The sequence below is a fragment of the Sphingomonas sp. R1 genome, assembly GCF_025960285.1.
Classification (GTDB): domain Bacteria; phylum Pseudomonadota; class Alphaproteobacteria; order Sphingomonadales; family Sphingomonadaceae; genus Sphingomonas.
Window position 1 is genome coordinate 2,516,017 of record NZ_CP110111.1, and the last position, 26,057, is coordinate 2,542,073.

The 26,057-nt window shown below is 67.0% G+C and carries 30 protein-coding genes and 1 tRNA gene; 12 read left to right on the forward strand and 19 right to left on the reverse strand.

The features are described from left to right. Positions 1-233 precede the first annotated feature (233 nt). Complete coding sequence (locus OIM94_RS12040) at positions 234-1,037, reverse strand: DUF72 domain-containing protein (RefSeq protein WP_264606965.1); 804 nt, start codon at positions 1,035-1,037, stop codon at positions 234-236. A gap of 64 nt (positions 1,038-1,101) precedes the next feature. On the opposite strand from OIM94_RS12040, the gene OIM94_RS12045 reads away from it, so the two are divergent. Continuing rightward, entirely contained in the window at positions 1,102-1,797 is a 696-nt protein-coding gene (locus OIM94_RS12045; RefSeq protein WP_264606966.1) for a FadR/GntR family transcriptional regulator, read from the forward strand. A gap of 29 nt (positions 1,798-1,826) precedes the next feature. On the opposite strand, the gene OIM94_RS12050 is transcribed toward OIM94_RS12045, so the two are convergent. Then, positions 1,827-1,901, reverse strand: a tRNA-Gly gene (locus tag OIM94_RS12050). Positions 1,902-2,119: 218 nt separating this feature from the next. Here OIM94_RS12050 and OIM94_RS12055 point away from each other — a divergent pair. The 4 genes from OIM94_RS12055 to OIM94_RS12070 all read left to right on the forward strand — a co-directional run bounded on the left by OIM94_RS12055 (position 2,120) and on the right by OIM94_RS12070 (position 5,543). Beyond that, entirely contained in the window at positions 2,120-3,016 is an 897-nt protein-coding gene (locus tag OIM94_RS12055) for a tetratricopeptide repeat protein (protein WP_264609900.1), read from the forward strand. Continuing rightward, positions 3,013-3,621 (forward strand): LON peptidase substrate-binding domain-containing protein, encoded by a 609-nt coding sequence (locus tag OIM94_RS12060; protein ID WP_264606967.1) that lies wholly within the window; start codon positions 3,013-3,015, stop codon positions 3,619-3,621. Before OIM94_RS12055 ends, OIM94_RS12060 begins: the two co-directional genes overlap by 4 nt. 144 nt (positions 3,622-3,765) lie before the next feature. Then, on the forward strand, positions 3,766-4,104 hold the full coding sequence (locus OIM94_RS12065) for a P-II family nitrogen regulator (RefSeq protein ID WP_010542740.1): 339 nt from the start codon (positions 3,766-3,768) through the stop codon (positions 4,102-4,104). 14 nt (positions 4,105-4,118) lie between these two features. After that, a complete protein-coding gene (locus tag OIM94_RS12070) occupies positions 4,119-5,543 on the forward strand; it encodes an ammonium transporter (RefSeq protein ID WP_264606968.1) in 1,425 nt (474 codons plus the stop codon). A 178-nt stretch (positions 5,544-5,721) separates the two neighbouring features. On the opposite strand, the gene OIM94_RS12075 is transcribed toward OIM94_RS12070, so the two are convergent. After that, on the reverse strand, positions 5,722-6,147 hold the full coding sequence (locus tag OIM94_RS12075; protein WP_264606969.1) for a TIGR01244 family sulfur transferase: 426 nt from the start codon (positions 6,145-6,147) through the stop codon (positions 5,722-5,724). A gap of 65 nt (positions 6,148-6,212) precedes the next feature. Continuing rightward, entirely contained in the window at positions 6,213-7,982 is a 1,770-nt protein-coding gene (recQ, locus tag OIM94_RS12080) for a DNA helicase RecQ (protein WP_264609901.1), read from the reverse strand. 111 nt (positions 7,983-8,093) lie between these two features. Between recQ and OIM94_RS12085 the strand changes: the two genes are divergently transcribed. Together OIM94_RS12085 and OIM94_RS12090 are read left to right on the forward strand one after the other, a co-directional pair. Further along, a complete protein-coding gene (locus OIM94_RS12085; RefSeq protein WP_264606970.1) occupies positions 8,094-8,606 on the forward strand; it encodes a GAF domain-containing protein in 513 nt (170 codons plus the stop codon). Between the two features lie 75 nt (positions 8,607-8,681). Further along, positions 8,682-10,133: an ATP-binding protein gene (locus OIM94_RS12090; protein ID WP_264606971.1), complete on the forward strand. Its 1,452-nt coding sequence runs from the start codon at positions 8,682-8,684 to the stop codon at positions 10,131-10,133. Positions 10,134-10,151: 18 nt separating this feature from the next. Here the strand turns inward: OIM94_RS12090 and OIM94_RS12095 are convergent, their stop codons facing one another. Continuing rightward, entirely contained in the window at positions 10,152-10,826 is a 675-nt protein-coding gene (locus OIM94_RS12095; RefSeq protein ID WP_264606972.1) for a phosphatase PAP2 family protein, read from the reverse strand. A gap of 68 nt (positions 10,827-10,894) precedes the next feature. Then, positions 10,895-13,180, reverse strand: a complete 2,286-nt coding sequence (locus tag OIM94_RS12100; RefSeq protein ID WP_264606973.1) for a CDC48 family AAA ATPase — start codon at positions 13,178-13,180, stop codon at positions 10,895-10,897. Between the two features lie 293 nt (positions 13,181-13,473). Here OIM94_RS12100 and OIM94_RS12105 point away from each other — a divergent pair, with 293 nt between their 5' ends. Genes OIM94_RS12105 through OIM94_RS12120 form a run of 4 tightly spaced genes read left to right on the forward strand, consistent with a single transcriptional unit; the run spans position 13,474 to position 17,595 of the window. Beyond that, the gene (locus OIM94_RS12105) at positions 13,474-14,379 is read left to right on the forward strand and encodes a LysR substrate-binding domain-containing protein (protein ID WP_264606974.1); all 906 of its coding nucleotides are present in this window, start codon (positions 13,474-13,476) and stop codon (positions 14,377-14,379) included. 23 nt (positions 14,380-14,402) lie between these two features. Beyond that, a complete protein-coding gene (locus OIM94_RS12110; RefSeq protein ID WP_264606975.1) occupies positions 14,403-14,939 on the forward strand; it encodes a sterol desaturase family protein in 537 nt (178 codons plus the stop codon). A 50-nt stretch (positions 14,940-14,989) separates the two neighbouring features. After that, on the forward strand, positions 14,990-15,403 hold the full coding sequence (gene msrB / locus OIM94_RS12115; protein ID WP_264606976.1) for a peptide-methionine (R)-S-oxide reductase MsrB: 414 nt from the start codon (positions 14,990-14,992) through the stop codon (positions 15,401-15,403). A 44-nt stretch (positions 15,404-15,447) separates the two neighbouring features. Continuing rightward, entirely contained in the window at positions 15,448-17,595 is a 2,148-nt protein-coding gene (locus OIM94_RS12120; protein WP_264606977.1) for a transglycosylase domain-containing protein, read from the forward strand. Between the two features lie 49 nt (positions 17,596-17,644). Here the strand turns inward: OIM94_RS12120 and OIM94_RS12125 are convergent, their stop codons facing one another. From OIM94_RS12125 to OIM94_RS12135, 3 genes are read right to left on the reverse strand one after another with little or no spacing between them, the layout of a single operon-like run. Next, complete coding sequence (locus OIM94_RS12125; RefSeq protein ID WP_264606978.1) at positions 17,645-18,316, reverse strand: M48 family metallopeptidase; 672 nt, start codon at positions 18,314-18,316, stop codon at positions 17,645-17,647. Then, a complete protein-coding gene (locus OIM94_RS12130) occupies positions 18,313-18,756 on the reverse strand; it encodes a YcgN family cysteine cluster protein (protein WP_264606979.1) in 444 nt (147 codons plus the stop codon). The genes OIM94_RS12125 and OIM94_RS12130 overlap by 4 nt, the downstream gene beginning before the upstream one ends. Next, entirely contained in the window at positions 18,744-19,325 is a 582-nt protein-coding gene (locus OIM94_RS12135; protein WP_264606980.1) for an SCO family protein, read from the reverse strand. The genes OIM94_RS12130 and OIM94_RS12135 overlap by 13 nt, the downstream gene beginning before the upstream one ends. A 71-nt stretch (positions 19,326-19,396) precedes the next feature. Here OIM94_RS12135 and OIM94_RS12140 point away from each other — a divergent pair, with 71 nt between their 5' ends. Continuing rightward, on the forward strand, positions 19,397-20,014 hold the full coding sequence (locus OIM94_RS12140) for an ankyrin repeat domain-containing protein (RefSeq protein WP_264606981.1): 618 nt from the start codon (positions 19,397-19,399) through the stop codon (positions 20,012-20,014). Between the two features lie 7 nt (positions 20,015-20,021). Here the strand turns inward: OIM94_RS12140 and OIM94_RS12145 are convergent, their stop codons facing one another. The 10 genes from OIM94_RS12145 to OIM94_RS12190 all read right to left on the reverse strand — a co-directional run bounded on the left by OIM94_RS12145 (position 20,022) and on the right by OIM94_RS12190 (position 26,026). Continuing rightward, positions 20,022-20,519, reverse strand: coding sequence for an MmcB family DNA repair protein (locus tag OIM94_RS12145; RefSeq protein ID WP_264606982.1), 498 nt, complete (start codon positions 20,517-20,519; stop codon positions 20,022-20,024). Positions 20,520-20,604: 85 nt separating this feature from the next. Further along, positions 20,605-21,213: a cell wall hydrolase gene (locus OIM94_RS12150; RefSeq protein WP_264606983.1), complete on the reverse strand. Its 609-nt coding sequence runs from the start codon at positions 21,211-21,213 to the stop codon at positions 20,605-20,607. 194 nt (positions 21,214-21,407) lie between these two features. After that, positions 21,408-21,749 (reverse strand): DUF1491 family protein, encoded by a 342-nt coding sequence (locus tag OIM94_RS12155; protein ID WP_264606984.1) that lies wholly within the window; start codon positions 21,747-21,749, stop codon positions 21,408-21,410. Continuing rightward, positions 21,746-22,213 carry a PaaI family thioesterase gene (locus tag OIM94_RS12160; RefSeq protein WP_264606985.1) on the reverse strand — a complete coding sequence of 156 codons (468 nt, stop codon included), beginning with the start codon at positions 22,211-22,213 and terminating at the stop codon, positions 21,746-21,748. Before OIM94_RS12160 ends, OIM94_RS12155 begins: the two co-directional genes overlap by 4 nt. Further along, positions 22,200-22,667, reverse strand: a complete 468-nt coding sequence (locus OIM94_RS12165) for a PTS sugar transporter subunit IIA (RefSeq protein WP_264606986.1) — start codon at positions 22,665-22,667, stop codon at positions 22,200-22,202. Before OIM94_RS12165 ends, OIM94_RS12160 begins: the two co-directional genes overlap by 14 nt. A gap of 43 nt (positions 22,668-22,710) precedes the next feature. Then, on the reverse strand, positions 22,711-23,313 hold the full coding sequence (gene hpf / locus OIM94_RS12170) for a ribosome hibernation-promoting factor, HPF/YfiA family (RefSeq protein ID WP_264606987.1): 603 nt from the start codon (positions 23,311-23,313) through the stop codon (positions 22,711-22,713). A gap of 32 nt (positions 23,314-23,345) precedes the next feature. Beyond that, on the reverse strand, positions 23,346-24,056 hold the full coding sequence (dnaQ, locus tag OIM94_RS12175; RefSeq protein WP_264606988.1) for a DNA polymerase III subunit epsilon: 711 nt from the start codon (positions 24,054-24,056) through the stop codon (positions 23,346-23,348). 7 nt (positions 24,057-24,063) lie between these two features. After that, a complete protein-coding gene (gene coaE / locus OIM94_RS12180; protein ID WP_264606989.1) occupies positions 24,064-24,669 on the reverse strand; it encodes a dephospho-CoA kinase in 606 nt (201 codons plus the stop codon). Further along, entirely contained in the window at positions 24,666-25,475 is an 810-nt protein-coding gene (gene aroE / locus OIM94_RS12185) for a shikimate dehydrogenase (RefSeq protein WP_264606990.1), read from the reverse strand. Before aroE ends, coaE begins: the two co-directional genes overlap by 4 nt. Then, complete coding sequence (locus OIM94_RS12190) at positions 25,472-26,026, reverse strand: Maf family protein (protein WP_264609902.1); 555 nt, start codon at positions 26,024-26,026, stop codon at positions 25,472-25,474. Before OIM94_RS12190 ends, aroE begins: the two co-directional genes overlap by 4 nt. Positions 26,027-26,057 lie beyond the last annotated feature (31 nt).

Sequence of the window (26,057 nt, forward strand, 5' to 3'; positions counted from 1 at the left end):
ATGGCTAGGCCGAAAAGATACGGATTGCCCGGCGCGGCAAGCCGAAGATCGCCGCGCCGTGCCCCTCATTGATAGCCGCCTTCTTCCTCGCGCTCCTCGGCGGCGTCCTTCTGCGCCTCTTCCATGGCTTCGGCTTCGTCGTCCTGCGGCTGCTGCTGTTCGGGATCGTAGGTCATGCGGGCCTCCTGCGGTTGCCCGCAACTAACGAAGCGGCGCGCCAAAGGGTTCGGTGCTCAACCGAGACGGCGGATCAGTTCCCGCGCGCCCGCCGGCGCCCGCACCTTGCCGCCATGGATGAAGAAGACGAAGGTCTCGCGTGGGCGGACTGGCGCCGGCTCGGGTGCGAAGGTCGGCAGCCCTTCGGGCTGGCCGCCCGCGGCCCAGGTCTTCGCTGCTTCCACCCAGCGTGGCAGCTCGGCTTCAGGGTAGCAGAAGGGATTGTCGTCCACGCCTGCCTCCAGGCGCGCATAGACGAAGTCGCCGCTGACATCGGCCACACCCGGATACTGGGGCGAATCGGCAAAGACGATGCCGACGCCAGCCGCACGACACAGCGCGACGAATGCGGGCGTCTGGAAGCTCTCGTGCCGTACCTGCACCGCATGGCGCAGCTTCACGCCGTCCTGCGTCGCGGGCAGCAGCTTCAAGAACGCGCCGAAATCCTCCGGATCGAACTTCTTGGTCGCCATGAACTGCCAGAAGATCGGGCCGAGCTTGTCGCCCAGTTCGGTCAGCCCCTGTCCACAGAAGCGCGCGATCGATTCCCCCGCCTCGGCCAGCACCTTGCGATTGGTGACGAAGCGGGAGCCCTTCACCGTATATATAAAGCCCGCTGGTGCCGCCGCCGCCCAGTTGGCGAAACTCGCCGGCTTGAAGGTGGAATAATAGGTGCCGTTGATCTCGATCGCGGTGAGCGCCGCGGCGGCATATTCCAGCTCGCGCTTCTGCGGCAGCTTGTCGGGATAAAAGGTCCCGCGCCACGGCTCGAAGGTCCAGCCGCCGATGCCGACACGGATGGGGGCGGGGGAATCGGACATGGTGTCTCTCCTAAGACCATGGCGCGACTCGCCATTTTGCAAAGCCTTAGTATCGTGGAGGACCATGTCGCGAAACCTCAGCCCCGCTCCCGACCAGCGCCTTGCCGACCAGGCCTATTCGCGCATCGTCGAAATCATCCTCGATGGCCTGGGCATCGGCGACCGGCTGCCCTCCGAATCGCGGCTGGCGGAAAGCTTCGGCATGTCGCGCACGGTGGTGCGCGAGGCCCTGGTTCGGCTGGCGGCGGACGGCATCACCGAGGCGCGACGCGGCGCCGGTTCCTATGTCATGCGCCGCCCCTCGCTCCGACTGGGCGCACACATGGCGTTCGACGAACTCTCGGCGACGCTCGGCACGTATGAGGTACGCTTCGCGCTTGAATCGGAAGCCGCCCGCCTGGCGGCCCGGCGCCGTTCACCCGAACAGATGGCGGAAATCGAATCGGCCATGGCCGATTTGCGCAAGGCGCTGCTCTCCAGCGATCCCGCGCACGACGAGGATTGGCGGCTGCACCGCGCGATCTTCCGTGCCACGGCCAATCCGGCGTTCGAAAAGGCGTTCGAACATCTTCACGAAGAAACGATGCGGATCATGCGCGCGGGCGTGGACATCGCCCGCCTGCGCGAGGCCGAGCCGATCGCGGCAATGGTCCGCGAGCACGAGACGATCGTCCAGGCGATCCGTGCACAGGATGCGGACGGGTCGGCACTCGCGATGCGCTGGCACTTGTCGGAAGGGAGAAAAAGGCTGATGCCTTGAGATCGACGGTGCAGTCGCCGATTGGCGACTGGAGCGGGCGAAGGGATTCGAACCCTCGACCCCAACCTTGGCAAGGTTGTGCTCTACCCCTGAGCTACGCCCGCTCTGGCGTCGTGGCCGGGAGCGTTTCGAAGCGCTCTCGGCGGGTGAGGCGCGCCAACTAACAGCGGCTTTTGCAGTGCGCAACCCCCAATTTGCACTTTTTGGAAAAGGCTTGGCGGTTTGCCCCCGAACGCCCAAATAGGAGCCGACCCGCCCAGGCCCCTGTACGAGGGCCGGCACCCGCAGATCGCTTAAGGAGCGCATTTTGGCCACGCTTGGTATGAGCCCCGCCGACAAACAGGCCGTAGACGCCTTCCGTAAAGACGTTGTCGAGCCGTCGATGTCGAAGCTCGTCGTCATCGATTTCTGGGCGGAGTGGTGCGGACCGTGCAAGGCACTGGGCCCGGTGATCGAGAAGGTGACCACCGAATACGCGCCCAAGGGCGTGCTGCTGGTCAAGATCGACGTCGACAAAAACAACTTCATCGCGAGCCAATTCCAGGTCCGCTCGATCCCGACGGTCTATGCGATGTTCCAGGGCCAGCTGGTCGCCGACCTGACCAGCGCGCGCACCGAATCGCAGCTGCGCACGATGCTCGACCAGATCCTTCGCCAGCTGCCGATCAGCGGCGAGGAAGCCGAGGCCGAAGCCGAACTCGAGCCGCTGATCGCAATGGGTGAGCAGGTGCTCGGCGACGGCGATGCCGAACGCGCGCTCGCCATCTTCGATCAGATCGCCGAGATGGCGCCCGACCACGCCGCGGTCGCCGCGGGCCGCGTTCGCGCGCTGACCACGCTTGGCCGGCATGACGAGGCGCAGGCCGCATTAGACGCAATCGAGGGCGATGCCGCCAAGGCACCCGAAGTCGAGCGCGCGCGCGCCGCGCTGAGCCTCGCCCGCGAAGCCCAGCCGGTGGGCGATCTTGCCGGCCTTGCTGCCCGCGCTGCCGCGAACCCGGAAGATATGGACGCGCGCTACGAACTCGCGGGCGGCCAGATGGCGGTGGGCGATCGCGAAGGTGCCGCAGCGACCCTGCTCGCCATGGTGCGCGACGATCGTGCCTGGAACGAGGGCGCCGCCCGCCAGCGGCTGCTCAAGCTGTTCGAGGTCGTGGGGCTCGAAGACCCGTGGGTCGCCGCCCAGCGTCGCAAGCTGTCGCAGATCCTGTTCGGATGAAGACGACGCGGCTCTCGGTATTTCCGCTGGCAGGTGCACTGCTGTTTCCACGCATGCACCTGCCGCTCCATATCTTCGAGCCGCGCTACCGCGCGATGGTCTCCGAGGCCCTCGCGCGCGACCGGCGGATCGGCATGGTCCAGCCGCGCGACGATCGCGATCCGCCGACGCTGTTTGATGTCGGCTGTGTCGGCCGGATCGCCGATGTGGAGGCGCTCGACGACGGGCGCTTCAACATCGTTCTGGAAGGGCTGAGTCGCTTCACCATCGTGCGCGAGCTCGAGGTTGGCACGCCCTTCCGCCAGGTCGAGGCGGCGCTTGAAGTGGCGGGGCAGCTGGAGTCTCTGTCTCTAGCCGGCCGCGCCTCCATTGAAATGGAGTCGCGCCGCTTCGCCGACGGTCTCGGCTATATGGTCGACTGGGAGGCGGTGACACGGCTCGACGATGAGTCGCTGGTCAACGGCATCGCCCAGATTGCGCCGTTCGATGCTGCCTCGAAGCAGGCCCTGCTCGAAGCACCACGACTGGCAGACCGCGCCGAGCTGATCGTCCAGCTGATGCAATTCTTCGGCCGCCACGGTGAGGATAGCGCGACGCTGCAATGACTTGCCCGTTTTTTAGGCAGGCCTGCGTCGCAAAATTCACCAGTTCGTAACGAATCCGCGCCCGAAACGCGCAGGCTCCCTGTGCGTTCCAATTGGCACGCCCCTTGCTGAGTAGTCCGTGGGACAACCGCCAGAGGGGGCGACATGAAGCTCATCATCGCCATCATCAAACCCTTCAAGCTCGACGAGGTGCGCGAGGCGCTCACCACCGTCGGGGTGACGGGCATGACCGTTACGGAAGTGAAGGGGTTCGGCCGCCAGAAGGGCCAGACCGAGATCTATCGCGGCGCCGAGTACAGCACCAACATGGTGCCGAAGATCAAGATCGAGGTCGCTGTGGGGAGCGACCTCGCGGATCGCGCGGTGGAAGCCATCCAGGCCGCGGCCAGCACCGGCGCGATCGGTGACGGCAAGATCTTCGTCCTCGACATGGGCCAGGCCGTGCGGATTCGCACCGGCGAGACCGACGAGACGGCGCTGTGAGCAAGGGGATAGCAATGAAGCAAGCATGGAAGACCGCCGGGCTGGGCCTCGGCGCGGCCGCGCTCGTCGCGGCAATGCCCGCCTGGGCGCAGACCGCACTGGTCAAGGCTCCCACCGTCGCGCAGCAGGCGACGATGGTGAACAAGGGCGATACCGCCTGGATGCTGATCTCCTCGGCCCTGGTGCTGATGATGTCGGTGCCGGCGCTGGCGCTGTTCTATGGCGGCCTGGTGCGCACCAAGAACATGCTCTCGGTGCTGATGCAGGTGTTCATGATCGTGTCGGTCGCGGCCCTGGTCTGGTGCTGCTGGGGCTATTCGATCGCCTTCACGAGCGGGGGCGACAACCACTTCTTCGGCGGCCTGTCCAAGGCGTTCCTGGTCGGGGTGAGCAGCGGCACCTATGCCGCGACCTTCTCGAACAACGTCTACATCCCTGAATTCGCGTTCGTCTGCTTCCAGATGACCTTCGCCTGCATCACGCCGGCGCTGATCGTCGGGGCCTTTGCAGAGCGCGTGAAGTTCACCCCGCTGATCCTCTTCACCGTGCTGTGGATGACGCTGGCCTATTTCCCGATCGCGCACATGGTGTGGTACTGGGCGGGCCCGGACTTCCTCGTCGATGCGCCGTCGGACAGCGGTTATCTGTGGGGCCTGGGGGCGCTGGATTTCGCCGGCGGCACCGTCGTCCACATCAATGCGGGCATCGCCGGCCTGGTCGGCTGCCTCGTGATCGGCAAGCGCGTGGGCTTCAAGAGCGAGCCGATGCCGCCGCACTCGCTGACCATGACCATGATCGGCGCCTCGCTGCTGTGGGTGGGCTGGTTCGGCTTCAACGCCGGCTCCAACCTCGAATCGAACGGCGTGACCGCGGTTGCCTTCATCAACACCTTCGTCGCCACCGCTGCTGCTGCGGTCAGCTGGGCGGTGATCGAGCAGGTCGTGCACAAGAAGCCGTCGCTGCTGGGTGGCGTGACCGGTGCGGTCGCCGGCCTCGTCGCGATCACTCCGGCCTCGGGCTATGCCGCGCCGATGACCTCGATCGTGCTCGGCCTGGTCGTGTCGCCGGTCTGCTTCTTCTTCGTCACCACGGTGAAGAACAAGCTCAAGTATGACGACTCGCTCGACGTGTTCGGCGTGCACTGCGTCGGCGGCATCATCGGTGCGATCGCCACCGCGATCGTGGCCGATCCGTCGCTCGGCGGCCAGGGCATCATCGATTACACCAAGTTCCCTGCGGTCGCCGCCCCCAGCTACGACATGGTCGGCCAGCTGATCACCCAGGTAAAGGCCGTGGCGCTGACGCTCGTGTGGTCGGGCGTCGTCTCGGCGGTGCTCTTCTACGGCCTGAAGCTCACCATGGGCATTCGCCCCTCGAAGGAAGTCGAAGTCGAAGGGCTCGACATCAACGAGCATGGCGAGCGCGCCTACAACTACTGACGAGATCGGGCGCCGCGCGGGTCCTCTTCCCCGCGGCACCCCACCGAGGTTCCTCCTGCGGACGACTGGGCTGGTGGGCAACCACCAGCCCATTTTTTGTGCGTGAGGGGATCGAGGATTGCCGGTGCGGCGGGCGTTCCCCTCCCGCAAGCGGGAAGGGAGCGATCGAACGGTGGGCTTACGTGCCGGAAAGCTGCTCCAGCGCCGGGCGGATGCCGGAGAGGTCGTAGCCCGCACCGGCGCCCTTCGCGACGAGTTCCTCCGGGGTACCGCCCTTGAACGCGGCAGCCAGCGCCCAGAGGTTGCACGAGCGCGTGCCCGAGCGGCAATAGGCCAGCACCGGCCCGTCCACCGAGGCAAGCGCCTCGGCCATCGCCTCCACCTGCGCCATCGAGAAGCCGCCTGGCGTCACCGGGATCTCGGTATAGCCCAGCCCGGCAGCCTCGGCCGCTTCGGCGATCTCGGCGCCGGTCGGCTGGCCGAATTCCTCGCCTTCGGGACGATTGTTGATGATATGCACGAACCCCGCCGCCGCGAGCGCCGGCACCTCCTCGGGGCGGATCTGCGGCGCCACCGAGATGCGGTCGTCGATCTTGTTGGGCATGACAGGTCCTCCTCTTGAATTGCAGCGGGAGGCTGTAGCGCGGCCGGGCGCCCCTAGGAAGCCGATCAGAACTGGCGAAGAACGTCCAGAAAGTCCTGCCCATAGGCATCGAGCTTGCGCGCACCGACGCCGGACAGCTTCCCCATTTCCGCCAGCGAGGATGGCCGCACCATCGCCATGTCGCGCAGCACCGAATCATGGAAGATGACATAGGGCGGCAGCCCCGTTTCCTGCGCGATCTCGCGCCGCTTGGTTCGCAGCGCCTCGAACACGGGATTGCCCACCGGGTTCGGCACCGTGCCCTTGGCACCCTTGCGACGGCGCTCGCGCCGGGGCGGCAGGACGAGTTCCAGCTTGGCCTCACCCTTGAGGATCGCGCGTGCCTCGGGGCCGAACTCCAGCCCGCCATGGTCGTTGGTGCGCAAGGCGTCGCGCAGCAGCAGCGCGCGCGACACGGGCTTCAGCATCGCCACTTCGTCGCCCTCGACGATGCCGAACACCGACAGCTGCTCATGCCCGTTCATCAGGCTGCGCTCGGTCGAGACGCCGGTGAGGATGCCCTCGATATAGCCGACACCATACAACATGCCGGTGCGAAACACGGCCGAGAGGAATTTCTGGGCGGTGACGCTGGCGTCGATCGCCGCCGGCGGGTGGAGGCAGTTGTCGCAATTGCCACAGGTCTCGGGCGGATCCTCACCGAAATGCTTGAGCAGAATGCGACGGCGGCACCCCGCGGTCTCGACCAGCGCGCCCAGCGCCGTCAGCCGCGTGCGCTCGCCGGGCTGGCGGGAGGGCTCAACTTCGCCGATCCGCTGGCGGGCGCGGGCGAAATCGTCCGCCCCCCAGAACAGATGCGCGACCGATGGATCGCCGTCGCGGCCCGCGCGCCCGGTTTCCTGGTAATACGCCTCGATCGACTTGGGCAGGCCGGCATGGGCGACGAAGCGCACGTCGGGCTTGTCGATCCCCATGCCGAACGCCACGGTGGCAACGACCACCATGTCCTCGCTCGCGACGAATTGCGCCTGGTTGCGACGGCGCACCTCGGGATCGAGCCCGGCGTGATAGGGGAGCACCGAGCGGCCCGTCTCCGCCGCCAGCTTATCGGCAAGCTGCTCCACCCCTTTGCGCGTCTGCGCATACACGATGCCCGGCCCCGGGTTCTCGGAGACGATGTCGATGATCTGCCGCGTCGTGTTCTCGCGCGGCAGGATATGGTAGCGGATGTTGGGCCGGTCGAAGCCGGCGACGATCAGCCCGTCCTCCGGAATTCCGAGCTGCTCGAGAATGTCGGCGCGCGTATGCGCATCCGCCGTGGCCGTGAGCGCGAGCCGTGGCACCTCGGGGAACCGATCAAGCAGCGGACGTAGCAGGCGGTAGTCGGGGCGGAAATCATGCCCCCATTCGGACACGCAATGCGCCTCGTCGATCGCGAACAGGCTGAGCGGCGCCTGGGTCAGCAGGTTGCGAAAGCCCTCTCCAGAGGCGCGCTCGGGCGCGATATAGAGGAGGTCGAGGGCCCCGGCGCGAAAGCGCTCGATCGTCTCGGCACGATTGTCGTCCACGCTCGTCAGCGTCGCCGCGCGAATGCCCACGGCTTCGGCCGCGCGCAGCTGGTCGTGCATCAAGGCGATCAGCGGGCTGACGACGACACAGGTCCCCTCCAGCATCACCGAGGGCAGTTGATAGGTGAGCGACTTGCCTGCGCCGGTGGGCATCACCGCCAGCGTGCGCTGTCCCGCCATCACGCGGTCGACCACCGAGGCCTGCACGCCGCGAAAGGCGTCATAGCCGAAAACCCGGCGGAGATGTTCAATGGGATCGGGATGCATGGCTGCCATCAGACTGCCCGGCACGGCGCGTGCGGTGTCGAACAAATGTTAACTTGTCGTACCGTACTAGCCCGAATGTGCCGGGGGGCGCAAACGCAGGACGATGAAACGATGCCGATCGAGCCTCCGGAGGAAACTGCCCGCCTCGCCGAGCTGAAGGGATATGGCGTGCTCGACACGCCGAACGAGGCCGAGTTCGACGCGATCGTCCGCGAGGCCGCAGCCGCACTGGGCGTGCCGATCGCGCTGATCTCCCTGATCGACGAGAACCGGCAGTGGTTCAAGGCGCGCGTCGGGCTGGAGCCGCAGGAAACGCCGCGTTCGATCTCCTTCTGCACCCATGCGATCCGCGGGCCCGACGTGTTCGTGGTCCATGATGCCCAGGCCGATCCCCGCTTCGCCGAGAATCCGCTGGTCACCGGCGATCCCAATATCCGCTTCTACGCCGGCGCACCGCTGCGGACCTCCACCGGCAAGCGGATCGGCACGCTGTGCGTGATCGACCGCATGGCCCGGCCGAAGCTGACCGAACAGGATACCGCACGATTGACCCTCCTCGCCGACAAGACGATGGAGGCATTGGAGCGCCGCCGCCAGCGCCGGAACGCCGCCGACGCGGCCTGATCCGAAACAAACACCCACAGTTTTCGCGTGCGCGGCCCTTGCCGCTGCCCCCCCTGATCCGGCAAAGCGGGCTCGATGACCGTCAGCGTGGACATGGGCGTCGACGGCACGGGCAGCCCCGTGCCGGTCGATCTGGAGGAGTTGCTTGCGACCCGATTGCTCGTCCAGGGCAATTCCGGCTCCGGCAAGTCGCATTTGCTCCGCCGCCTGCTCGAACAATCCGCCGGCCATGTGCAGCAGGTGGTGATCGATCCCGAGGGCGATTTCGTCACGCTGTCGGATCGCTATGGCCATCTCGCGATCGAGGCGGTCGATCATAGCGAGCGCGACGTCGCCCGCTTCGCCGCGCGCATCCGCGAGCACCGGGCGTCGGTGGTGCTGAGCCTCGAAGGGCTGGAAGCGGAAGGGCAGATGCGCTGCGCTGCCACCTTCCTCAACGCGTTGTTCGATGCGCCGCGTGACCATTGGTATCCGGCGCTGGTGGTGGTTGACGAGGCCCAGCTCTTCGCACCCGCTGGCGGCGGCGAAGTGGCGGAAGAGGTGCGGCGCGCCTCGCTCTCGGCGATGACCAACCTGATGTGCCGCGGGCGCAAGCGCGGGCTGGCGGGCGTGATCGCCACACAGCGGCTGGCGAAGCTCGCCAAGAACGTCGCGGCAGAGGCCTCGAACTTCCTGATGGGCCGCACCTTTCTCGATATCGACATGCAGCGCGCCGCCGATCTGCTCGGCATGGAACGGCGCCAGGCGGAGGCGATCCGTGATCTCGCGCGCGGGCATTTCCTCGGGCTCGGCCCGGCGATCACCCGTCGGCCGGTGGCGATCCGCATCGGCTCGGTCGAGACGAATGCGCGCAGCTCGTCACCGAAGCTGACGCCGCTCCCCCAGGCGCCGACCGAGGACATCAAGGACCTGCTGCTTGCCCCGGCAGAGCCCGAATGGGTCCCGCCCGCGCCGCCGTCCGCGCCTACCTACGCGCACTCCGAGACGATGCTCGAGGCGCTCGCCCGCTCGGTGCCGGCACCGATGGAAGTAGAGCCCGATCGCGATCCGGAGGAAGTTGCCGGCCTCGTTGCAGACGTGCTGCGCGCGATCGTCGAGGACGAGCAGTCGACGCTGCGTTCGCCGGCGGTGCTCTATCAGGATTTCCAGGTGCGCTGCCGGATGGTGGGCCTCAACCGCCCGCCGCTCGATCTTTCCGGCTTTGTCCGCCGGCTCTCGGCGGCGCGCGCGGGCATTCACGGCGATCCCGACGAGGATTGGGCGCAGGCACTCGAAGCGGCGCGCGCGCTGCCCGACGACATGCTGGGACCCTTTCTGCTCGTCGCCAAGGCGGCCCGCGAGGGACTGCCGTGCCCGAGCGATACGGACATCGCGACCAGCTACGGCACCAGCTCACTCGGCCGCGTGCGGCGGCTTATGCAATATATCGAAAGCAAGGGCCTGTTCGTCACCCGCGTCGACCTCTCGGGCAAACGCTCGATCACGATTCCCCGGCTCGGCTGGACCACCCAGGCCTCCGACGGCTGAGGCTCGGCGCCAGAAATCCTAGCGGCGGTGCAGCCGCGCGTTGAGCGCGAACATGCACAGCGCCCAGATTGCCCCGAAGCACCAGCCGGCCAGCACGTCCGACGGCCAGTGGACGCCGAGAAACACGCGGCTGCAGCCGATCAGCAACACCAGCAGCACGGCAAAGCCGAGCAGATAGGCACGCGCCCATCGGCTTTGCTGAGTCTGCGCGACCATGATTCCCAGGGTGAGGTAGACGGCGGCCGAGATCATCGCATGGCCGCTCGGGAAACTCGCACTGGATACATGAGCGAGGTGCGGCACCACCTCGGGTCGCGGGCGATGGAGGAAGATCTTCAGCAGCGCATTGATCGTCGACGCGCCGATCAGCGACCCGCCGAGCAGCAGGGCCTCCGAGCGCTTGCCGAACGCGAGAAGGAAGATCAGCGTCGCCGCTCCCGCCAGCCACAATACGGTATAGCCGCCGAGCGCGCTGATATCGATCGCCGATTGCAGCAGCCAGGCCGGGCCGATCGGGGTGGCAAGGTCGCCGGGCGTCCGAAACGCCAATAGCAAGGCGGGGTCGAACGCGAATCCGCTGGCGAAGCGCAGGCAGAGAAATGCCGCCAGTCCGGCAAGCGACACGCCGAGCAGGGCGAGCGCCGGCCATAACCATTGGCGATTGGAAGGTTGAAGCGGGTTCGGATCGGCCATGCTGCTCGCTTGAAAAAGAAAGGACCGCCGACGACGCCATGGTCATCGGCGGCCTTGAAGCCGGCAGTCTAGCCTTTCGGCCCCCGACCTTCCAGCATCCCCGGCGCGATGAAGCCGATCGGCTGGATCGACGAGGCCTGCTGCTTCAGCTTGCCTTGCATGGCTTCATACTCGCTTTCCATCTCCGGCGTGACGGTGGCGCGCGAATCCTTCAACGCTGCCTCGAAATGGGCCATCGTCACTTCCCGTGTGGCCAGCGACTGGCGCAACGCGACGAGGCCGGCGCGGCGAACAACGTCTTCCAGATCGGCCCCCGTGTAGCGCTGGGCCTGCTCGGCGATCGCGCCAAGATCGACGTCCGGCGCCAAGGGCATCTTGGCGGTCTGGATGCGCAGAATCCGCTCGCGCCCGGTCTTGTCGGGCACGCCGACATAAACGAGCTCGTCGAACCGCCCCGGGCGCAGCAGCGCGGGGTCGATAAGATTCGGCCGGTTCGTCGCGCCGATAACCACCACCGACTGAAGCTCCTCCAGCCCGTCCATCTCGGCAAGGATGGTGTTGACCACGCGCTCCGTCACCTGCGGCTCGCCCATCGCGCCGCCCCGGGCGGGGACCAGCGAATCGAGCTCGTCGATGAAGATCACGCAGGGTGCGACCTGGCGGGCACGGGCGAACAGCCGGGCGATCTGCTGCTCGCTCTCGCCATACCATTTGCTCAGCAGGTCGCTCGACTTGGTGGCGATGAAATTCGCCTGCGCCTCGCGGGCCACGGCCTTGGCGAGCAGCGTCTTGCCGGTGCCCGGGGGCCCGTACAGCAGGAAACCCTTGGCGGGGCGGATGCCGAGGCGCCGGAACGCGTCCGGATCCTTGAGCGGCAGCTCCACACCTTCCTTGAGCCGCATCTGCGCATCGTCGAGCCCGCCGACATCCTCCCAGCGGACCGTTGGCGCCTGCACCATCACTTCGCGCATTGCCGAGGGCTGGACGCGCTTGAGCGCCTCCAGAAAATCGTCGCGGGTGACCGACAGCGTGTCGAGCACCTCCGGCGGGATCGTGCCTTCCTCGAGGTTGAGTCGCGGCATGATCCGGCGAACCGCCTCGATCGCCGCTTCGCGGGTCAGCGCGGCGAGATCGGCGCCGACGAAGCCGTAGGTGGTGCGCGCAAGCTCCTCGAGATCGACATCCTCGGACAGCGGCATGCCCCGCGTGTGGATGCCCATGATCTCGCGGCGCCCGCGATCGTCCGGTACCCCGACCACGATCTCGCGATCGAACCGGCCCGGGCGGCGCAGCGCCTCGTCGATCGCCTCGGGACGATTGGTGGCGGCGATCACGACGATGTTGGCGCGCGCTTCCAGCCCGTCCATCAGCGTCAGCAGCTGCGCGACGAGGCGCTTCTCCGCTTCGCCGGTCACCTGGCCCCGCTTCGGCGCGATCGAGTCGATCTCGTCGATGAAGACGATCGAGGGTGCATTCTTCGCCGCTTCCTCGAACACCTGCCGCAGCCGCTGCTCGGATTCGCCATAGGCCGAGCCCATGATCTCCGGGCCGTTGATCAGGTGGAAGCTCGCGTCGCTTTCATTTGCGACGGCGCGGGCAAGCCGCGTCTTGCCGGTGCCGGGCGGTCCATGGAGCAACACGCCCTTGGGCGGATCGACGCCCAGACGCTGGAACAGCTCCGGGTAGCGCAAGGGAAGCTCGACCATCTCGCGCAGCTGGTCGATCGTACCCGCCATGCCGCCGATATCGTCATAGGTGACGTCGGCACGGCGGCTCTCCTTGGCCTCCTCATATTCGGTGCGGAGCTCGACCTCGGTGTTCTCGTCGATGTGGACCACCCCGCGCGGGACGGTAGAGAGCACCGTCAGGCGGATTTCCTGCAGCGCATAGGCGGGTGCCCGTACGAACTGCTGGACGTTCGGCGGCACATCGGCGCGCTGGTGGCCGACGGTGGCGATGGTGTCGCCGGACGTGAGCGGGCGGGTGAAGAAGGTGCGCTTGAGCGCCTCGCCGGTGCCGCGCAGGCGCAGATTCGCCTGGGCAGGGCCGAATACGACGCGAGTCGCGGGCTTCGAATCAACGCGGCGCACCTCGACGAAATCACCCGAGCCGACGCCGGCATTGGCACGCTGAAGCCCGTCGATGCGGAGCAGCTCGAGCCCTTCGTCTTCGGTGTAGGGAAGGACGGCGCGCGCAGGCGTGGTGCGCTTGCCGACAATCTCGATCACATCGCCCTCGGTGATGCCGAGCGCTGCCATCAAGCTGCGCGGGATATGGGCGAGCCCGCGGCCGCTGTCCTCGGGCCGCGCGTTGGCGACCTGGAGCCGGCGTTTGCGGGATTCGTCATCGGCCATTCTGGTTTCCTTCGTGGCGGTAGGCCCGAAAGCTAAGAACGGCGGAGGCAAAAAAAAGGGCCGCCTCAAAAAGGGCGGCCTTGGAAAGTTTTAGGAGAGGATGCCTGAAAGGCACCCCCTATGTGCGGTGCGGCACGGTTTTGTGCAAGTGCGAAAATTACACCGCGTAGATGCAGGACTTGCAATCACTGTTGTCAGTAGCGATACTGGTGGGGAGGGAGCCGGGCGGTTGCGCGCAGCAACGGCATCCGCTTCGCGCATGCTGCACTGCACAATTGAGAGAGTCGGATCCGATGCGTCGCCTTCCGCCGCTCACTGCGATCGAAGCCTTTGTCCAGGTGGCTCGCCTGGGCTCGATCAAGGCCGCGGCCGAGGAGCTGGCCCTGTCTTCTCCGGCACTTAGCCGGCGAGTGCAGGCGCTGGAACGCTTCATCGGCAAGCCGCTGTTCGAACGTCGCCACCAATCGCTTCGCCTCAACGACGACGGCGACCGGCTGCTCAGCCTGATCGCCCCCGCGCTCGACACGATGACCGATGCGATCGAGACGATGACCAGCGGCAGCGAATTGCTGCGGCTTCGCCTGGGCGTGCTGCCGCTCTATGCGACGCAGCAGCTGCTGCCCCGCCTGCCCGAGCTCAAGAAGCAGCATCCCCAGCTGCACCTCGACGTCGATACCGGCAGCCACGGCATGGCCCGCCTCGGGGACGGGCTGGACGCTGCGATCGTCATCGCCCGGGACATCGACCCCGGCTATTATTCGCGCCGGCTGGATCGCAACCGGGTGCACGTGATCGGCGCACGGTCGCTGGTGGAGGGGCCGAACCCGGTCCGCGACCCGACCGATCTGTCGCGCCTCACCGCGCTGGTCCACCGCGAAATGCCCGAGACCTTCACCGCCTGGCGGATGGCGGCCGGCTATCCGGATCTCGAACCCGCGGCGATAGACCTGTTCGATTCAGGCAATCTGATGCTGGAAGCGGCGGCGCAGGGACTCGGCGTCGCCTTCATGCTCGAATCCCACTACCAGTCCGCCCGGGACGACCGGCTGGTCCAGCTGTTCGATCTGACGGTGGAGAGCCATTACAGCTACTGGTTCGTCTGCCGCCCCCGCGCGCTGACGCTGCGCCCCGTGCAGATTTTCCATGACTGGCTGATCTCGGCGATGGGCGCCGACCTGCTGGATATGCCGGAAAGCTGATCCTGCCCGTTTGGGCAAAGTCAATGGAATGGCGGGGCGCAATCGCCTACATGGACGGCATGTCGCCGCTCAACGCTTCTCTGCTGTTCCTCGCAACCGTACTCGGCATGGAAATCTTCGCCTATGCCGCGCACCGCTGGATCATGCACGGACCCGGCTGGTTCCTGCACGCCAGCCATCATCGGCCGCGTACCGGCAACTGGGAGCTGAACGATCTCTATGCCGCGATCTTCGCGGTGCCGTCATTCGTGCTGCTGCTGGGCGGCGTTCAGCTCGGCTGGTGGCCTGGCTTTACCTGGATCGGTGCCGGCATCGCTGCCTATGGCGCGATCTATTTCGGATTCCACGACCTGATCGTGCACAAACGGATCCGCCACCGCTACATTCCCCGATCCAGCTACATGAAGCGGATCGTGCAGGCACACCGGCTCCACCATGCCGTGCGGACGCGCAAGGGCACGGTGAGCTTCGGCTTTCTTTACGCTCCCAAGCCGGAGGTGCTGAAGGCAAAGTTGCGCGACAGCGGCGCGATCGTCCAGCGGATCACCATCCCGGATTGAGGGCCTTCCCCGGATTGACGGAATCGGCGCTCGGACCCACATCCGAGGCTATGGAACAGCTGAATCTCTCCGAATCCGAATGGCGCAAGCGCCTCACCCCCGAGCAGTTCCACGTGTTGCGCCAGGCGGGCACGGAACGCGCCTTTTCCGGCCGGTACAACGACAACAAGGCCGACGGCATCTATCGCTGCGCCGGCTGCCAGCTCGAATTGTTCGACAGCATCGACAAATATGATTCCGGCTCGGGCTGGCCCAGCTTCACCCAGCCGGTGGCGCCCGACCACGTCAGCGAGCATGCAGATATCAGCCACGGCATGCGCCGGATCGAGGCGCGCTGCGCTCGCTGCGACGGCCATCTCGGCCATGTCTTCCCGGATGGCCCGCCGCCGACCGGCCTGCGCTACTGCATGAATTCGGTCAGCCTGGAGTTCCGGCCGCGCGCAGCGGCCACCTCGGCCGCCTGATCCTTGTAGGAAGGCCCCGCACCCTGTAATCGACCACGCCGTACATGGCCGTGAAATCGAAAACCGCAGCTGCGCCCTGGTGGCGCCGGGGCTCCTTCTGGAAGAAGTTCTTCCTCTGGTCGTTTATCAGCGGCGTGGGGGTGGCACTGATCGCCTTCATCGCGCTGGTGATCGCGGTCTATTCGGCGCATTCCACGCTGCCCAGCTTCGACGAGATGAAATCCTCGCCCAACGGCCAGATGATCCGGGTTCACGCGGTGGACGGCACGGTGCTGGTCTCGCTCGGGCCGAGCTATGGCGAGTGGATCCAGTACGACCAGATCCCCCAGGCGATGAAGGACGCGATCATCGCGACGGAGGATCGCCGGTTCGAATCCCATTGGGGCGTCGATCCGATCGGCGTGGCGCGCATCTTCTGGGTCGCCAAGCGGCTGCATGACGAGGGCCGCCGCCTGCAGGGCGGCTCGACCATCACCCAGCAGGTGGCCCGCACCATCTTCCTGTCGAACAAGTACAGCGTCGGTCGCAAGATCCGCGAAGCCATCCTGGCGCTGGCGCTGGAACGCAAGTTCAGCAAGCGGCAGATCCTCGAGCTGTATCTGAACAAGGTCTATTTCGGTGGCGGCGCCTATGGCATCGACGCTGCCAGTCGCAAGTTCTTCGGCCATCCTGCGACCAGCCTTTCGCTCGGCGAGTCCGCGATCGTCGCCGGGCTGGTCAAGGCGCCCTCGCATTATTCGCCGACCGCCGATTCCGAGGCTGCGGTTGATCGCGCGACGGTCGTGCTGAAGCTGATGGCCGATGCCGGCAAGATCAGCGAGGCGCAGGCCAGCGCAACCGATCCGCACGCCGTGCAGCTGGCGCCGGAGCCCAAGCAGAACAGCGTCCGCTACTTCACCGACTGGGCATTGCCGCAGCTGGAGACGCTGATCGACGAGACGGACGCCCCGCTCGACGTGTGGACGACGCTGGACCTCAACATGCAGCGCAGCGCCGATGCGGCGATCCGCGCCAATGCGCCGGACGGGGCGCAGGGCGCGCTCGTCTCGATCGAGCGGGACGGCGCGGTGCGCGCGATGGTCGGCGGCAAGGACTATGTGTCCTCGATCTACAACCGCGCGACGCAGGCCCAGCGCCAGCCGGGCTCCTCGTTCAAGCTGTTCGTCTATCTCGCGGCGCTGGAAGCCGGGCACAAACCCGACGACGTCGTGGTCGACGAGCCGGTGACGATCGACGGCTGGAGCCCGCGCAACGATTCGCGGCGCAACAGCGGGCCGATCTCGATCCGCACCGCCTTCGCCTATTCAGTCAACACGATCGCGGCGAAGCTGGGCCAGGAGGTGGGCTTCACCACCGTAGCGGACATGGCCAAGCGCTTCGGGATCACCACGGCGATCAACACGCAGCCGGCGATGGTACTCGGTACCTCCAACGTGCGCCTGATCGACATGACCCGCGCCTTCGCCTCGGTGGGCAATAACGGCGTGGCGGTGACGCCCTATGGCATCACTCGCGTGACCGCCAACGGCAAGGTGATCTACCAGCATGAGGTGGATACGAGCCATGTGCTCGTCGCCAACTATGTCGCGGCGCAGATGATCGATCTGATGCAGACCGCCGTTGCCACCGGCACCGGTCGCGCCGCGCAGATCGGCCGCCCGGTGGCGGGCAAGACCGGTACGACCACCTCCAACAAGGATGGGTGGTTCATCGGCTTCTCCAGCGGCCTCACCACCGGCGTGTGGATGGGCCGCGACGATGCCAAGGTCGTGCCCGGCCTGCAGGGCGGCCGTGCGCCCGCGCGCGCCTTCCACGACTTCATGATCCAGGCCGTCGCAAACCGTCCGGTCGAGCAGTTCGAGACGCAGCTGACGCCGCCCGACAACATGCTGGAGCCGGACGAGGACGCCTATGGGGCCCCCGACAACGGCATGATGGTCGATCAGGACGGCAACCCGATCGCCCCGCCGCCGCAGGTGCCGGTGGATCCGCAGGATGGCGACGATGTCGATGGGACCGCACCCGCGCAGCAGGGCGGTCGCCCGGCGCCGGTCCAGCCGCAGCAGGGCGAGAAGCTCGATCGCGACTGGATCAACCGGATGACCGGCCGTCCACCGGCGCAGCAGCAGCCGGGCCGCCCGCCGCAGCGCCAGCCTGCACCCCAGGGACAGCGCCCCAACGACGAATATTGATCGGCTTGCGTGCACTCCTTCCCATGGGAAGGGGCGGCGCGCGGCCCGGTCAGGTCCGCCCCACCCAGTGCAGTCCGGCGCCGTGCTGGCGCAACCAGTGGCGGTGGGGCGTGGGATCGGCGCCGTACAGCTGCTCCACCAGCGCGTGGAAGTCCGGGCCGTGGTTCATATGGACCCGGTGCGCCACTTCATGCGCCACGGTCGCTTGCCGCACTGCGCTGGGGGCGAGGATCAGCCGCCAGCTGTAGCGGATCACGCCGGTCGAGGCACAACTCCCCCAGCGGCTACGCGCATCGCCGATCGCGACCTTGGTGACACGCACGCCGGCCAGCGCAGCATAATGCGCGGTCTCCTCGCTCAGCACCCGCAATGCCTCGGCGCGCAGCCATCGCTCGACCCGGCGACCCAGGCCTTCCTCGGCCCCACCGCAGAGCAGCTGGTCTCCCTCGCGTCGCACGCCGCGCACCCCCGCCACCGGCCAGACGATCGTCAGGACGCCGTCCGCGAAGGGGAGGGTGGCGCCCGGCACGAACGGCCGCGCGCCGGGCAGGCGTTCGCGCTGCGCGGTGATCCAGCCTTGGTGTTCGCCGACCCATTGCATCGCCTTGGCCAGGTTGGCGCGCGGCGGGATCGTCAGCCGCACCTTGCCGTCGCGGGGATCAATCGCGAGCCGCATCCGCCGCGCACGGGGATGGCGGATCACCTCGAGCCCGTCGATCAAAGGCGGCGGTCCGTCATATGATGTTCGAGATCGCCGGCGTCGTCCTCGGAGATGGTCCAGCCGCGGGTCGACTCGCCTGCCCGGTGCACCGCCTCGCGGTCACCGGAGACGAGATAATGCCACTCCGGCAATGGTTCCCCATTCGCGCGCAGGCGATAGGCGCAGGTGGTCGGCAGCCATTCGATGTCGCGCACGTTCCGCGTCGTCAGCCGCACGCATTCGGGCACATAGGCGCGGCGGTGCTTATAGTCCTTGCACAGCCCCATGCGGCGATCGAGCAGCTTGCAGGCGACGTTGGTGGCGAACAGCTCGCCCGTCTCCTCGTCCTCCAGCTTGTGGAGGCAGCATTTGCCGCAGCCGTCGCACAAGGCTTCCCATTGCGCGCGGTCGAGCGCCTCCAGCGGCAGATCTTCCCAGAATTTGATGGTCACCGCACCCAATGCTCAAGCTCGGCGACGATCGCCGGGGGATCCTTCTCCAGCGGCAGGCTGGTGATCGGCTTGCCGTCCGGACCCATCAGATAGGCCACCTGCGTGTGCCCCATCAGATAGCCCGACGGCGTCGGTTGCTTCATATAGGCAACCGCATATGCCTTCGCCACCGCCGCGATGGCATCGGGCGTGCCGGTCAGCCCGATCAGCCGCGGATGGAAATTGCCGACATAGAGCTTGAGCTGTGCGGGCGTGTCGCGCGCGGGATCGATCGTGACGAACAGCGGCACGATCTTCGCCGCCGTCGCGGGTGCCCGCTTGTCCAGCGTGCGCAGTGCCGCGCCGATCTTGGCGAGATCCGTCGGGCACACGTCCGGGCAATAGGTGTAGCCGAAATAGACGATGCGGTAGCGGCCGGCGAAATCGGCGTCGGTAACGCTTTTGCCGTTCTGGTCGACGAGCGCGAAGGGGCCGCCGATCCGGGCTCCGGCCAGCGGCGCCTCGCCAGGGCTCCCTGCGCCGCACGCAGCAAGCGTCAGCAGCGTTGCTGCAATCACACCGCGAAACATGCTGTTCATGGTATCCACCGCCAAGCTCTGTTAGGACGACCCACGCCATTCCCGCCGGTAACGAGGGTATCGATCACACAATGAAGTTCCGTCTCGCCCAGGCCGCCGCCGCGGCATTTCTACTCCTGCCGCTGCCGGCGCTCGCCCAGGGCATGGGCCAGCCGCGCGAAAGCATCCAGTTCCTCGACGCGATCCGTAAGCAGGATGGGGGCAAGGTCAACGAGTTCCTGCGCGACAAGGCCACCTCGCTGGTCAATGTGAAGGATCCCTATGGCACCGGCGAGGCGGCGCTGCACATCGTCGTCAAGCGCCAGGATCCGACCTATCTGACCGTGCTGATCAACCAGCCGGGCGTGAACGTGAACATCCAGGATCGTGAAGGCAACACGCCGCTGATCTTCGCCGCCGGGCTTGGCTGGGGACCCGGCGTGGACGCGCTGATCGCCAAGAAGGCGAATGTGAACCTCGCCAACAATGGCGGCGTCACCCCGCTGATCCGCGCGGTGCTGGCGCATGATCCGGAGGTGGTGAAGAAGCTGCTCGATGCCGGTGCCGATCCCGATCGTTCGGATTTCGGCGGCGGACTCTCGGCGCGCGAATATGCCAAGCGCGAGACCCGCTACCCCACGATCGCCAAGCTGCTGGCCGACGCCCCGAAGGTCGGTCGCGCCGCCGCGGCAGCGGGACCCAAGCTCTAGGGCGCGATCAGAACCCGTCGGCGACGTCGGGATCGAGCATGCCCAGCAGCCTTCGCCCCGCTCGGCGGGCGAAGGCGAGCGTGGCCTTGCGGCGTGCGGGGGCGGCCAACGGAATCGTCGCCGCCTCCCGCGCCACCGCCGCGTCGTAGCGATCGGCGACGATCACGCCGGTGCGCTCTGGCAGGAAATGCGGCTGGTCGAGCGGACGCAGATCGAACCCCTGCGGCACCGCCCAGAAGAAACGGTCGCAATGCGCGAGATATTCCGGCCATTTGGCGTCGCCGAGCAGATCGGCGCGCGAAACCTTGATCTCGACAATGACGATATTGCCGCGCGCATCCAGCGCCATCAGATCGACGCGCCGGCCACCCTCCAGCGGCACTTCCGCGATCGTCACGCAATCATGCCGCAACAGCATCCGGCAGACTCCGCGCACCACATCCGCGGCGATAAGCGCCTCGGCGGGAGAAGGCGGCGATGCGGGGAGCGGCTGATGGGCATTCATGCCCGCATTCTAGAACATTAAGCGAACACGGAAAAGCCGCCGAATCGCTTCGGCGGCCCTTCAGGCGCGATCGACGCGCGGACGATCAGCGATAGAAGATATGGTTGCCGACGGTCGCCACGGTGCGGGCGGCGCTCGCACCGACATAGCGGGCGTGGAAATAGAGCGCGCCTTCGGCAGGGCTTTCCCATAGATTCTTGCGGGCGACCTGCGCCACCGCGAGCGCCCGGCGCCACTGCGCATTGGCGGGCGGCGTGGGCAGCTTGCCGCCGCGAACGAACGAGAACTGCCCCTTCTGGGTCACCACCGAACAGACCGAACCCGGGAAGCGGCCCGAGGTGCTGCGGTTGAGGATGACGTCGGCAACGGCGAGCTGGCCGGAAAGCGGCTCGCTGCGCGCTTCGTAATAGACGCCGGTCGCCAGGCAGCGCAGCTCGCGATCCTCTTTCAGTGCGGCGGCGGCATCCTGCTGTGCGGCTACCGCATCGGACAGGCTGGCATATTCGGGGCTGATATCGTCATCGCCTTGCTGTTCTACCGCGGCCTGAGGGGCGGGAACCTGCTGGGCGGGCGAGGCGTTTTCTGCCTGGATGGGCGCGGTCTGAACCGTGGCCTGAACCTGCTGGGCCTGCTGCGAGAGCGGGGCAAGGTTGAGCGTGGCGGCATTGGCAAGTGCCCCAGCGCAGAAGGTCACAGCTGCAAACGTGGCAGCCCGCGGCAGAAACTTCATTGCATATCAATACTATGCGGTTGGTGCGAGACGGAGTTTCTCCCGAGAGAAGCTGCCGCCGGGCTTACCCCCCGACTGCGTAACCGATCGACTTCACACCTCGAACGGCACAACGCGACTTGCTGTGAACCTCGCTTGGCCGGGCAAGGGTTAAGGTGTCAACAAAGGTTCATCGTTTCAGCGGCGAACCGTTCGGCGCCTGCGATATCCAGTTCGACGACCCAGAGATCCGCATCGCGCGCGCGGCGTCGGCGCCAATAGGCAAGCGCCCCGGACTCGTCGGCGAGATCCCCGGGTCCGGACGGCAGCAGGGCGGGCAGGCCGTCCGGGCCGATTCCTCGTTCGACGAAGCGCGGATCGGCACCGCGCTGGAGCAGCAGGAGCAGGATGGCGCCGGACGTGGCATCGCCCTTGGCGAGCACCATCGCCGATCCGCCGGCGGCATCGACTCGCCGTACCAGCGCGCTCACCAGCATCGCGCTGGTCAGCCGCGGTGTCATGCGGTGCGATAGCCGGGAAGGGTGGCGAGGGGGATGCGAGACCGCATGAAGGTGCCGGTGCCACGCGCGGCTTCCTCGCCGTTCGCATCGATCAGCCGCGCCTCGCCCACGAATACGCGGCGTTGTCCGCTGACCCAGCGGCCTTCGGCAACGACGGGGCCTTCGGGCAGCGGCCTGGTCAGCAACAGGTTGAAGGCGGTGGTGAGCAGGAAACGATCGGTGACGAGGCTGTTCGCCGCGTAGAAGGCGGCATCGTCCAGCATCTTGAAATAGCTGGTGCCGTGCGTCGCACCGGCCGCGTGGAAATAGCGGGCATCCACCTCGAACCGGATGCGCGCCACGCCTGCCTCGGGGATTTCCAGCACCGAGGGGAATAGCTGGTTGATCGGTGCCGCGGCGTAAAGCGATTCGAGCGCCCGGTAATGCGCCTCGGCCCCGGTTGGCGCCGATTCAGGCGGCGTCACGCGCCTCGACTCCGGTCAGCAGCACATAGAGCGCGTCGGGCGAGCCGGCACCGCGCAGCTTTTCCGCAAAGGCCCGCTCCCGCAGGCGGCGCGACACCGAGGCGAGCGCCTTGAGATGCTCGGCCCCGGCGTTGGTCGGCGAAAGCAGCATGAACACCAGGTCCACCGGGAGATCGTCGACCGCGCCGAAATCGATCGGCTGGGGGAGGCGTGCGAAGACGCCGCACACACGCGGCAGATCGTCCAGCCGCGCATGGGGGATGGCGATGCCGCCGCCGAAGCCGGTCGAGCCCAGCCGCTCGCGCTCTGCAAGCCGCTCCGCCACCAGCCGGGCGTCGACGCCGTGCGCCGCCGCCGCGACCGTGCCCAGCTGCTGGAACAGCGCCTTCTTGTTGCTCGCCATCATGCCGGCGAGCACCGCCTCCGGCACGAGCAAATCGCTCAAATCAGTCATTACTCGTTCCAAAGAAGCGGCTGCCCGCAGGCAGGCTGGCGCCTTACGCCGGGGCGCGGTTAGGCTCAACCCAGCCGATCGTCCCGTCTCCGCGGCGATACACCATATTATAGGCGCCAGTACCGCTGTTGCGGAACAGCAAGGCATTGGTATTGCGCAGATCGAGCATCATCACCGCATCCGATACCGTCGCCTCCGGCACGTCGACGCGGGTCTCGGCGATCACCAGCGGGGCGTCGGCGACGTCCTCTTCCTCGGCGTGGGGCTCCTGGAACAGCGTATAGCCGGCATTGTCGAAGCCATTGTCATAGGCGCCGCCCTCGGCCAGCGCGATCACCTCGTTCGGGCGACGATCCTTGAGACGACGGACATAGCGGCGGAGCTGCTTGTCGATCCGGTCGGCGGCGCCGTCGAACGCGCCATGCGCTTCCATGCCGCTGTTGGTCGCCTTGAGCACGAGCCCCTGCGTCACATGCATCACGATATCGCACTTGAAGCCGTTGTCGTGCGGCCCCTTGCCGAAGGTGATCTGCGATGAAATGGCGCGGGAGAAATACTTGTCGGCGATACCCTGGACCCGATCCGTCACCTGCGTCTTGAGCGCCTCGCCCGTGTCGACCTGATGCCCAGAGATCCGGATATCCATATGTACCTCCACTTCAATTAGGGACGAGCGACCTAGGGCTGCGCCGGAACCGCGTCGATTGTGGGAACACCCCATAGCGGCTCGTCCAGGGACTTCAGAAACGCTGCGTGCCGTTCTAGTTCCACCGCACTCGCGGTGAATCGCCGCGCGGGCCGGACGTGTACCCGGCTCGGCGCCTCGGCGACGGTCTCCGGCATCACCGGCACTTCCTCGGCAAGCCCCAGCGTGATCTGGCGACCGCCGGTCAGCTCGACATAGACCTGCGCCAGCAGCTGCGCATCGAGCAGCGCGCCGTGCAGCGTGCGCGCGCTGAGATCGATACCGTAGCGGCTGCACAGCGCATCCAGCGTATGCTTGGCGCCGGGATGCCGGGTGCGCGCGAGCACCAGCGTGTCGACCATGCGACCGAGATCGACCAGCGGCCGGCTGCATTTGCCGAGCTCGCCATTCAGGAAGCCAAAGTCGAACCCGGCATTGTGCGCGACCAGCGGCGAGTCGCCGATAAAAGCGAGCAGGTCCTCGACGACGTCCTCGAACAGCGGCTTGTCGGAAAGGAATCGCTCGGACAGGCCGTGGACGTTGAACGCCTCCACCGGCATCGGCCGCTGGGGATTGATATAGGCGTGGAAATGGTTGCCCGTGGCCACCCGGTTGACCAGCTCGACACAGCCGATTTCGACGAGGCGATCGCCGCCTGAGAAGCTGAGTCCCGTCGTTTCGGTGTCAAACACGATTTCCCGCATGGAGCGCTTATCCACCCGGAGGCGGCGCGAGGCAAGCGATCACCGCGCGTACGCAATCTTCCGTAACCTGCAGCCCTTCGCCGGTGGGAATGACGAAATCGGCGCGGGCGCGCTTGTCCGCATCGGGAATCTGTCGGGCGAGGATGGCCTCGAAGCGCTCGGTGGTCATGCCCGGCCGGGCGAGGACACGCGCGCGTTGCACCTCTGGCGGAGCCGAGACGACGGCGATCTTGTCGACGTGGCGCCAGCCGCCGGCCTCGAACAGCAACGGTACGTCAAGAACGACCAGCGGCGACTCGGCATGCGCAGCGAGGAACGACTCGCGTGCTTCAGCGACGGCCGGGTGCAAAATCGCTTCGAGTCGCGCGAAGGCGGTAGGGTCGGCCACCACCGCCTCGCGCAGCAGCGTGCGATTCACGCCTAGGGCGCTGGTGGTATCCGGGAACTCCGCCTCGATCGCCGCAACCGCCGCGCCGTCCGGGCCCTGCAACTGGTGCACGGTCGCATCGGCGTCGAACACCGGCACCCCGTTCGCCGCGAACATCGCTGCCACGGTCGATTTGCCCATGCCGATCGAGCCGGTGAGGCCCAGCACGATCGGCCGCCCGCTCATGCGGTGAGCAGCGCGCGCAGGTCCTCGTCGCGGTCGCGCGGGGGCTCGGCGCCGAAGAACAGTTCGAAGGCCAGCGCGGCCTGGCCGACCAGCATCTCGAGGCCGTCCACCGTGTCCAGCTCCCGGTCTCGCGCCTGGGCGAGCAGCGGGGTCTCCAACGGGGCGTAGACGATGTCGTACACTACCGCATGCTCGGGGAGCGGATCGAGGTTCAGGTCGAGCGGCGGCTGGCCGTCCATGCCAAGCGGGCTGGCGTTCACCAGCAGATCGGCTGCCGGCAGGGGAGCGCCGATCGGCAGCGCGTCGCCCTTCACGCCGAAGCTGGAGAGCAGCGCCGCGCCTTTCAGCACGTTGCGGTTGAGGATGGTCACCTTGCCGATCCCGACCCGCGCCAGCGCAAACAGCACCGCCCGCGCGCCGCCGCCCGCGCCGACCACCACCGCGTGGCGGCCTTCCAGCTCCAGCCCGGCGATCGGCGAGAAGAAGCCGCCGGCATCGGTGTTGGTGCCGATCAGCGTACCGTCCTCGCCGCGGATCACCGTATTCATCGCGCCGATGGTGCTGCGCACGCCGCCGGGATCGCCGACCAGATCCATCACCGCGAGCTTGTGCGGGATGGTGACGTTGCAGCCGCGCCACTCGGCATCGTGCCGGGCGCGGTCGAAATAGCCGGCCAGATCTTCGTCGCGGACGTGGGTCGTGCGGTAGTCGCCCTCGATGCCGAGCGCATCGAGCCAGAACTTGTGGATGATCGGCGATTTGGAATGGGCGATCGGATCGCCGATCACCTCGGCATAACGAATCACTTGGCCATCACTCCCCGGGTGCGCAGATAGTCGAGAATCGGCAGCAGCGGCATGCCGAGGATGGTGAAATGGCTGCCGTCGGTCCGGCTGAACAGCTGCACGCCCGGCCCCTCGATCCGGAAACAGCCGACGCAGCCGGCAATCGCCGGCCATTCCAGATCGAGATAGGATTCGATGAACGCCGCGCTCAGCGGGCGGACGTGGAGCCGCGCACGATCGACATGCCGCCAAACCGGGCGGCCGCCCTCGGCGATCACGGCGGCGCTGTAGATGTCGTGGGTCTTGCCGGACATGCGCTGGAGATGGTCGCGGGCCTGTTCGCGGCTCTCCGGCTTGTCGAGCAGGCTGCCATCATCGAGCGCGACGAGCGAGTCGCCGCCCAGCACCAGCGCCTGCGGGGCCATGCGCGAGACCTTGAGCGCCTTCAGCTCGGCGAGCGCATCGGCGAGATCGCGGGGGGAGATGCCCTCCGCGAGAAGCGATTGCTTGGCGCTTGCCTCATCGACCAGCGCCGGCAGCGCCTCGTGCGCCACGCCCGCGGCATCGAGCATCGCCCGGCGCGAGGCGCTCTGGGAGGCCAGA

Excerpts from the sequence above, each read along its gene's own strand:
- OIM94_RS12090 (WP_264606971.1), top strand. The coding sequence starts at position 8,682 with ATGACCGTCAGCGTGGACATGGGCGTCGACGGCACGGGCAGCCCCGTG.
- OIM94_RS12190 (WP_264609902.1), bottom strand. The coding sequence starts at position 26,026 with ATGCTCGATGCCGCGGGCGTGGCGCACGAGGCGCTGCCGGCGCTGGTC.
- OIM94_RS12120 (WP_264606977.1), top strand. The coding sequence starts at position 15,448 with ATGGCCGTGAAATCGAAAACCGCAGCTGCGCCCTGGTGGCGCCGGGGC.
- OIM94_RS12055 (WP_264609900.1), top strand. The coding sequence starts at position 2,120 with ATGAGCCCCGCCGACAAACAGGCCGTAGACGCCTTCCGTAAAGACGTT.
- OIM94_RS12085 (WP_264606970.1), top strand. The coding sequence starts at position 8,094 with ATGCCGATCGAGCCTCCGGAGGAAACTGCCCGCCTCGCCGAGCTGAAG.
- OIM94_RS12095 (WP_264606972.1), bottom strand. The coding sequence starts at position 10,826 with ATGGCCGATCCGAACCCGCTTCAACCTTCCAATCGCCAATGGTTATGG.
- OIM94_RS12110 (WP_264606975.1), top strand. The coding sequence starts at position 14,403 with ATGGAATGGCGGGGCGCAATCGCCTACATGGACGGCATGTCGCCGCTC.
- OIM94_RS12165 (WP_264606986.1), bottom strand. The coding sequence starts at position 22,667 with ATGACTGATTTGAGCGATTTGCTCGTGCCGGAGGCGGTGCTCGCCGGC.
- OIM94_RS12060 (WP_264606967.1), top strand. The coding sequence starts at position 3,013 with ATGAAGACGACGCGGCTCTCGGTATTTCCGCTGGCAGGTGCACTGCTG.
- OIM94_RS12145 (WP_264606982.1), bottom strand. The coding sequence starts at position 20,519 with ATGAATGCCCATCAGCCGCTCCCCGCATCGCCGCCTTCTCCCGCCGAG.
- coaE (WP_264606989.1), bottom strand. The coding sequence starts at position 24,669 with ATGAGCGGGCGGCCGATCGTGCTGGGCCTCACCGGCTCGATCGGCATG.
- hpf (WP_264606987.1), bottom strand. The coding sequence starts at position 23,313 with ATGGATATCCGGATCTCTGGGCATCAGGTCGACACGGGCGAGGCGCTC.
- OIM94_RS12140 (WP_264606981.1), top strand. The coding sequence starts at position 19,397 with ATGAAGTTCCGTCTCGCCCAGGCCGCCGCCGCGGCATTTCTACTCCTG.
- OIM94_RS12040 (WP_264606965.1), bottom strand. The coding sequence starts at position 1,037 with ATGTCCGATTCCCCCGCCCCCATCCGTGTCGGCATCGGCGGCTGGACC.
- dnaQ (WP_264606988.1), bottom strand. The coding sequence starts at position 24,056 with ATGCGGGAAATCGTGTTTGACACCGAAACGACGGGACTCAGCTTCTCA.
- OIM94_RS12155 (WP_264606984.1), bottom strand. The coding sequence starts at position 21,749 with ATGACACCGCGGCTGACCAGCGCGATGCTGGTGAGCGCGCTGGTACGG.
- OIM94_RS12045 (WP_264606966.1), top strand. The coding sequence starts at position 1,102 with ATGTCGCGAAACCTCAGCCCCGCTCCCGACCAGCGCCTTGCCGACCAG.
- msrB (WP_264606976.1), top strand. The coding sequence starts at position 14,990 with ATGGAACAGCTGAATCTCTCCGAATCCGAATGGCGCAAGCGCCTCACC.
- OIM94_RS12075 (WP_264606969.1), bottom strand. The coding sequence starts at position 6,147 with ATGCCCAACAAGATCGACGACCGCATCTCGGTGGCGCCGCAGATCCGC.
- OIM94_RS12105 (WP_264606974.1), top strand. The coding sequence starts at position 13,474 with ATGCGTCGCCTTCCGCCGCTCACTGCGATCGAAGCCTTTGTCCAGGTG.
- recQ (WP_264609901.1), bottom strand. The coding sequence starts at position 7,982 with ATGCATCCCGATCCCATTGAACATCTCCGCCGGGTTTTCGGCTATGAC.
- OIM94_RS12100 (WP_264606973.1), bottom strand. The coding sequence starts at position 13,180 with ATGGCCGATGACGAATCCCGCAAACGCCGGCTCCAGGTCGCCAACGCG.
- OIM94_RS12135 (WP_264606980.1), bottom strand. The coding sequence starts at position 19,325 with ATGAACAGCATGTTTCGCGGTGTGATTGCAGCAACGCTGCTGACGCTT.
- OIM94_RS12070 (WP_264606968.1), top strand. The coding sequence starts at position 4,119 with ATGAAGCAAGCATGGAAGACCGCCGGGCTGGGCCTCGGCGCGGCCGCG.
- OIM94_RS12065 (WP_010542740.1), top strand. The coding sequence starts at position 3,766 with ATGAAGCTCATCATCGCCATCATCAAACCCTTCAAGCTCGACGAGGTG.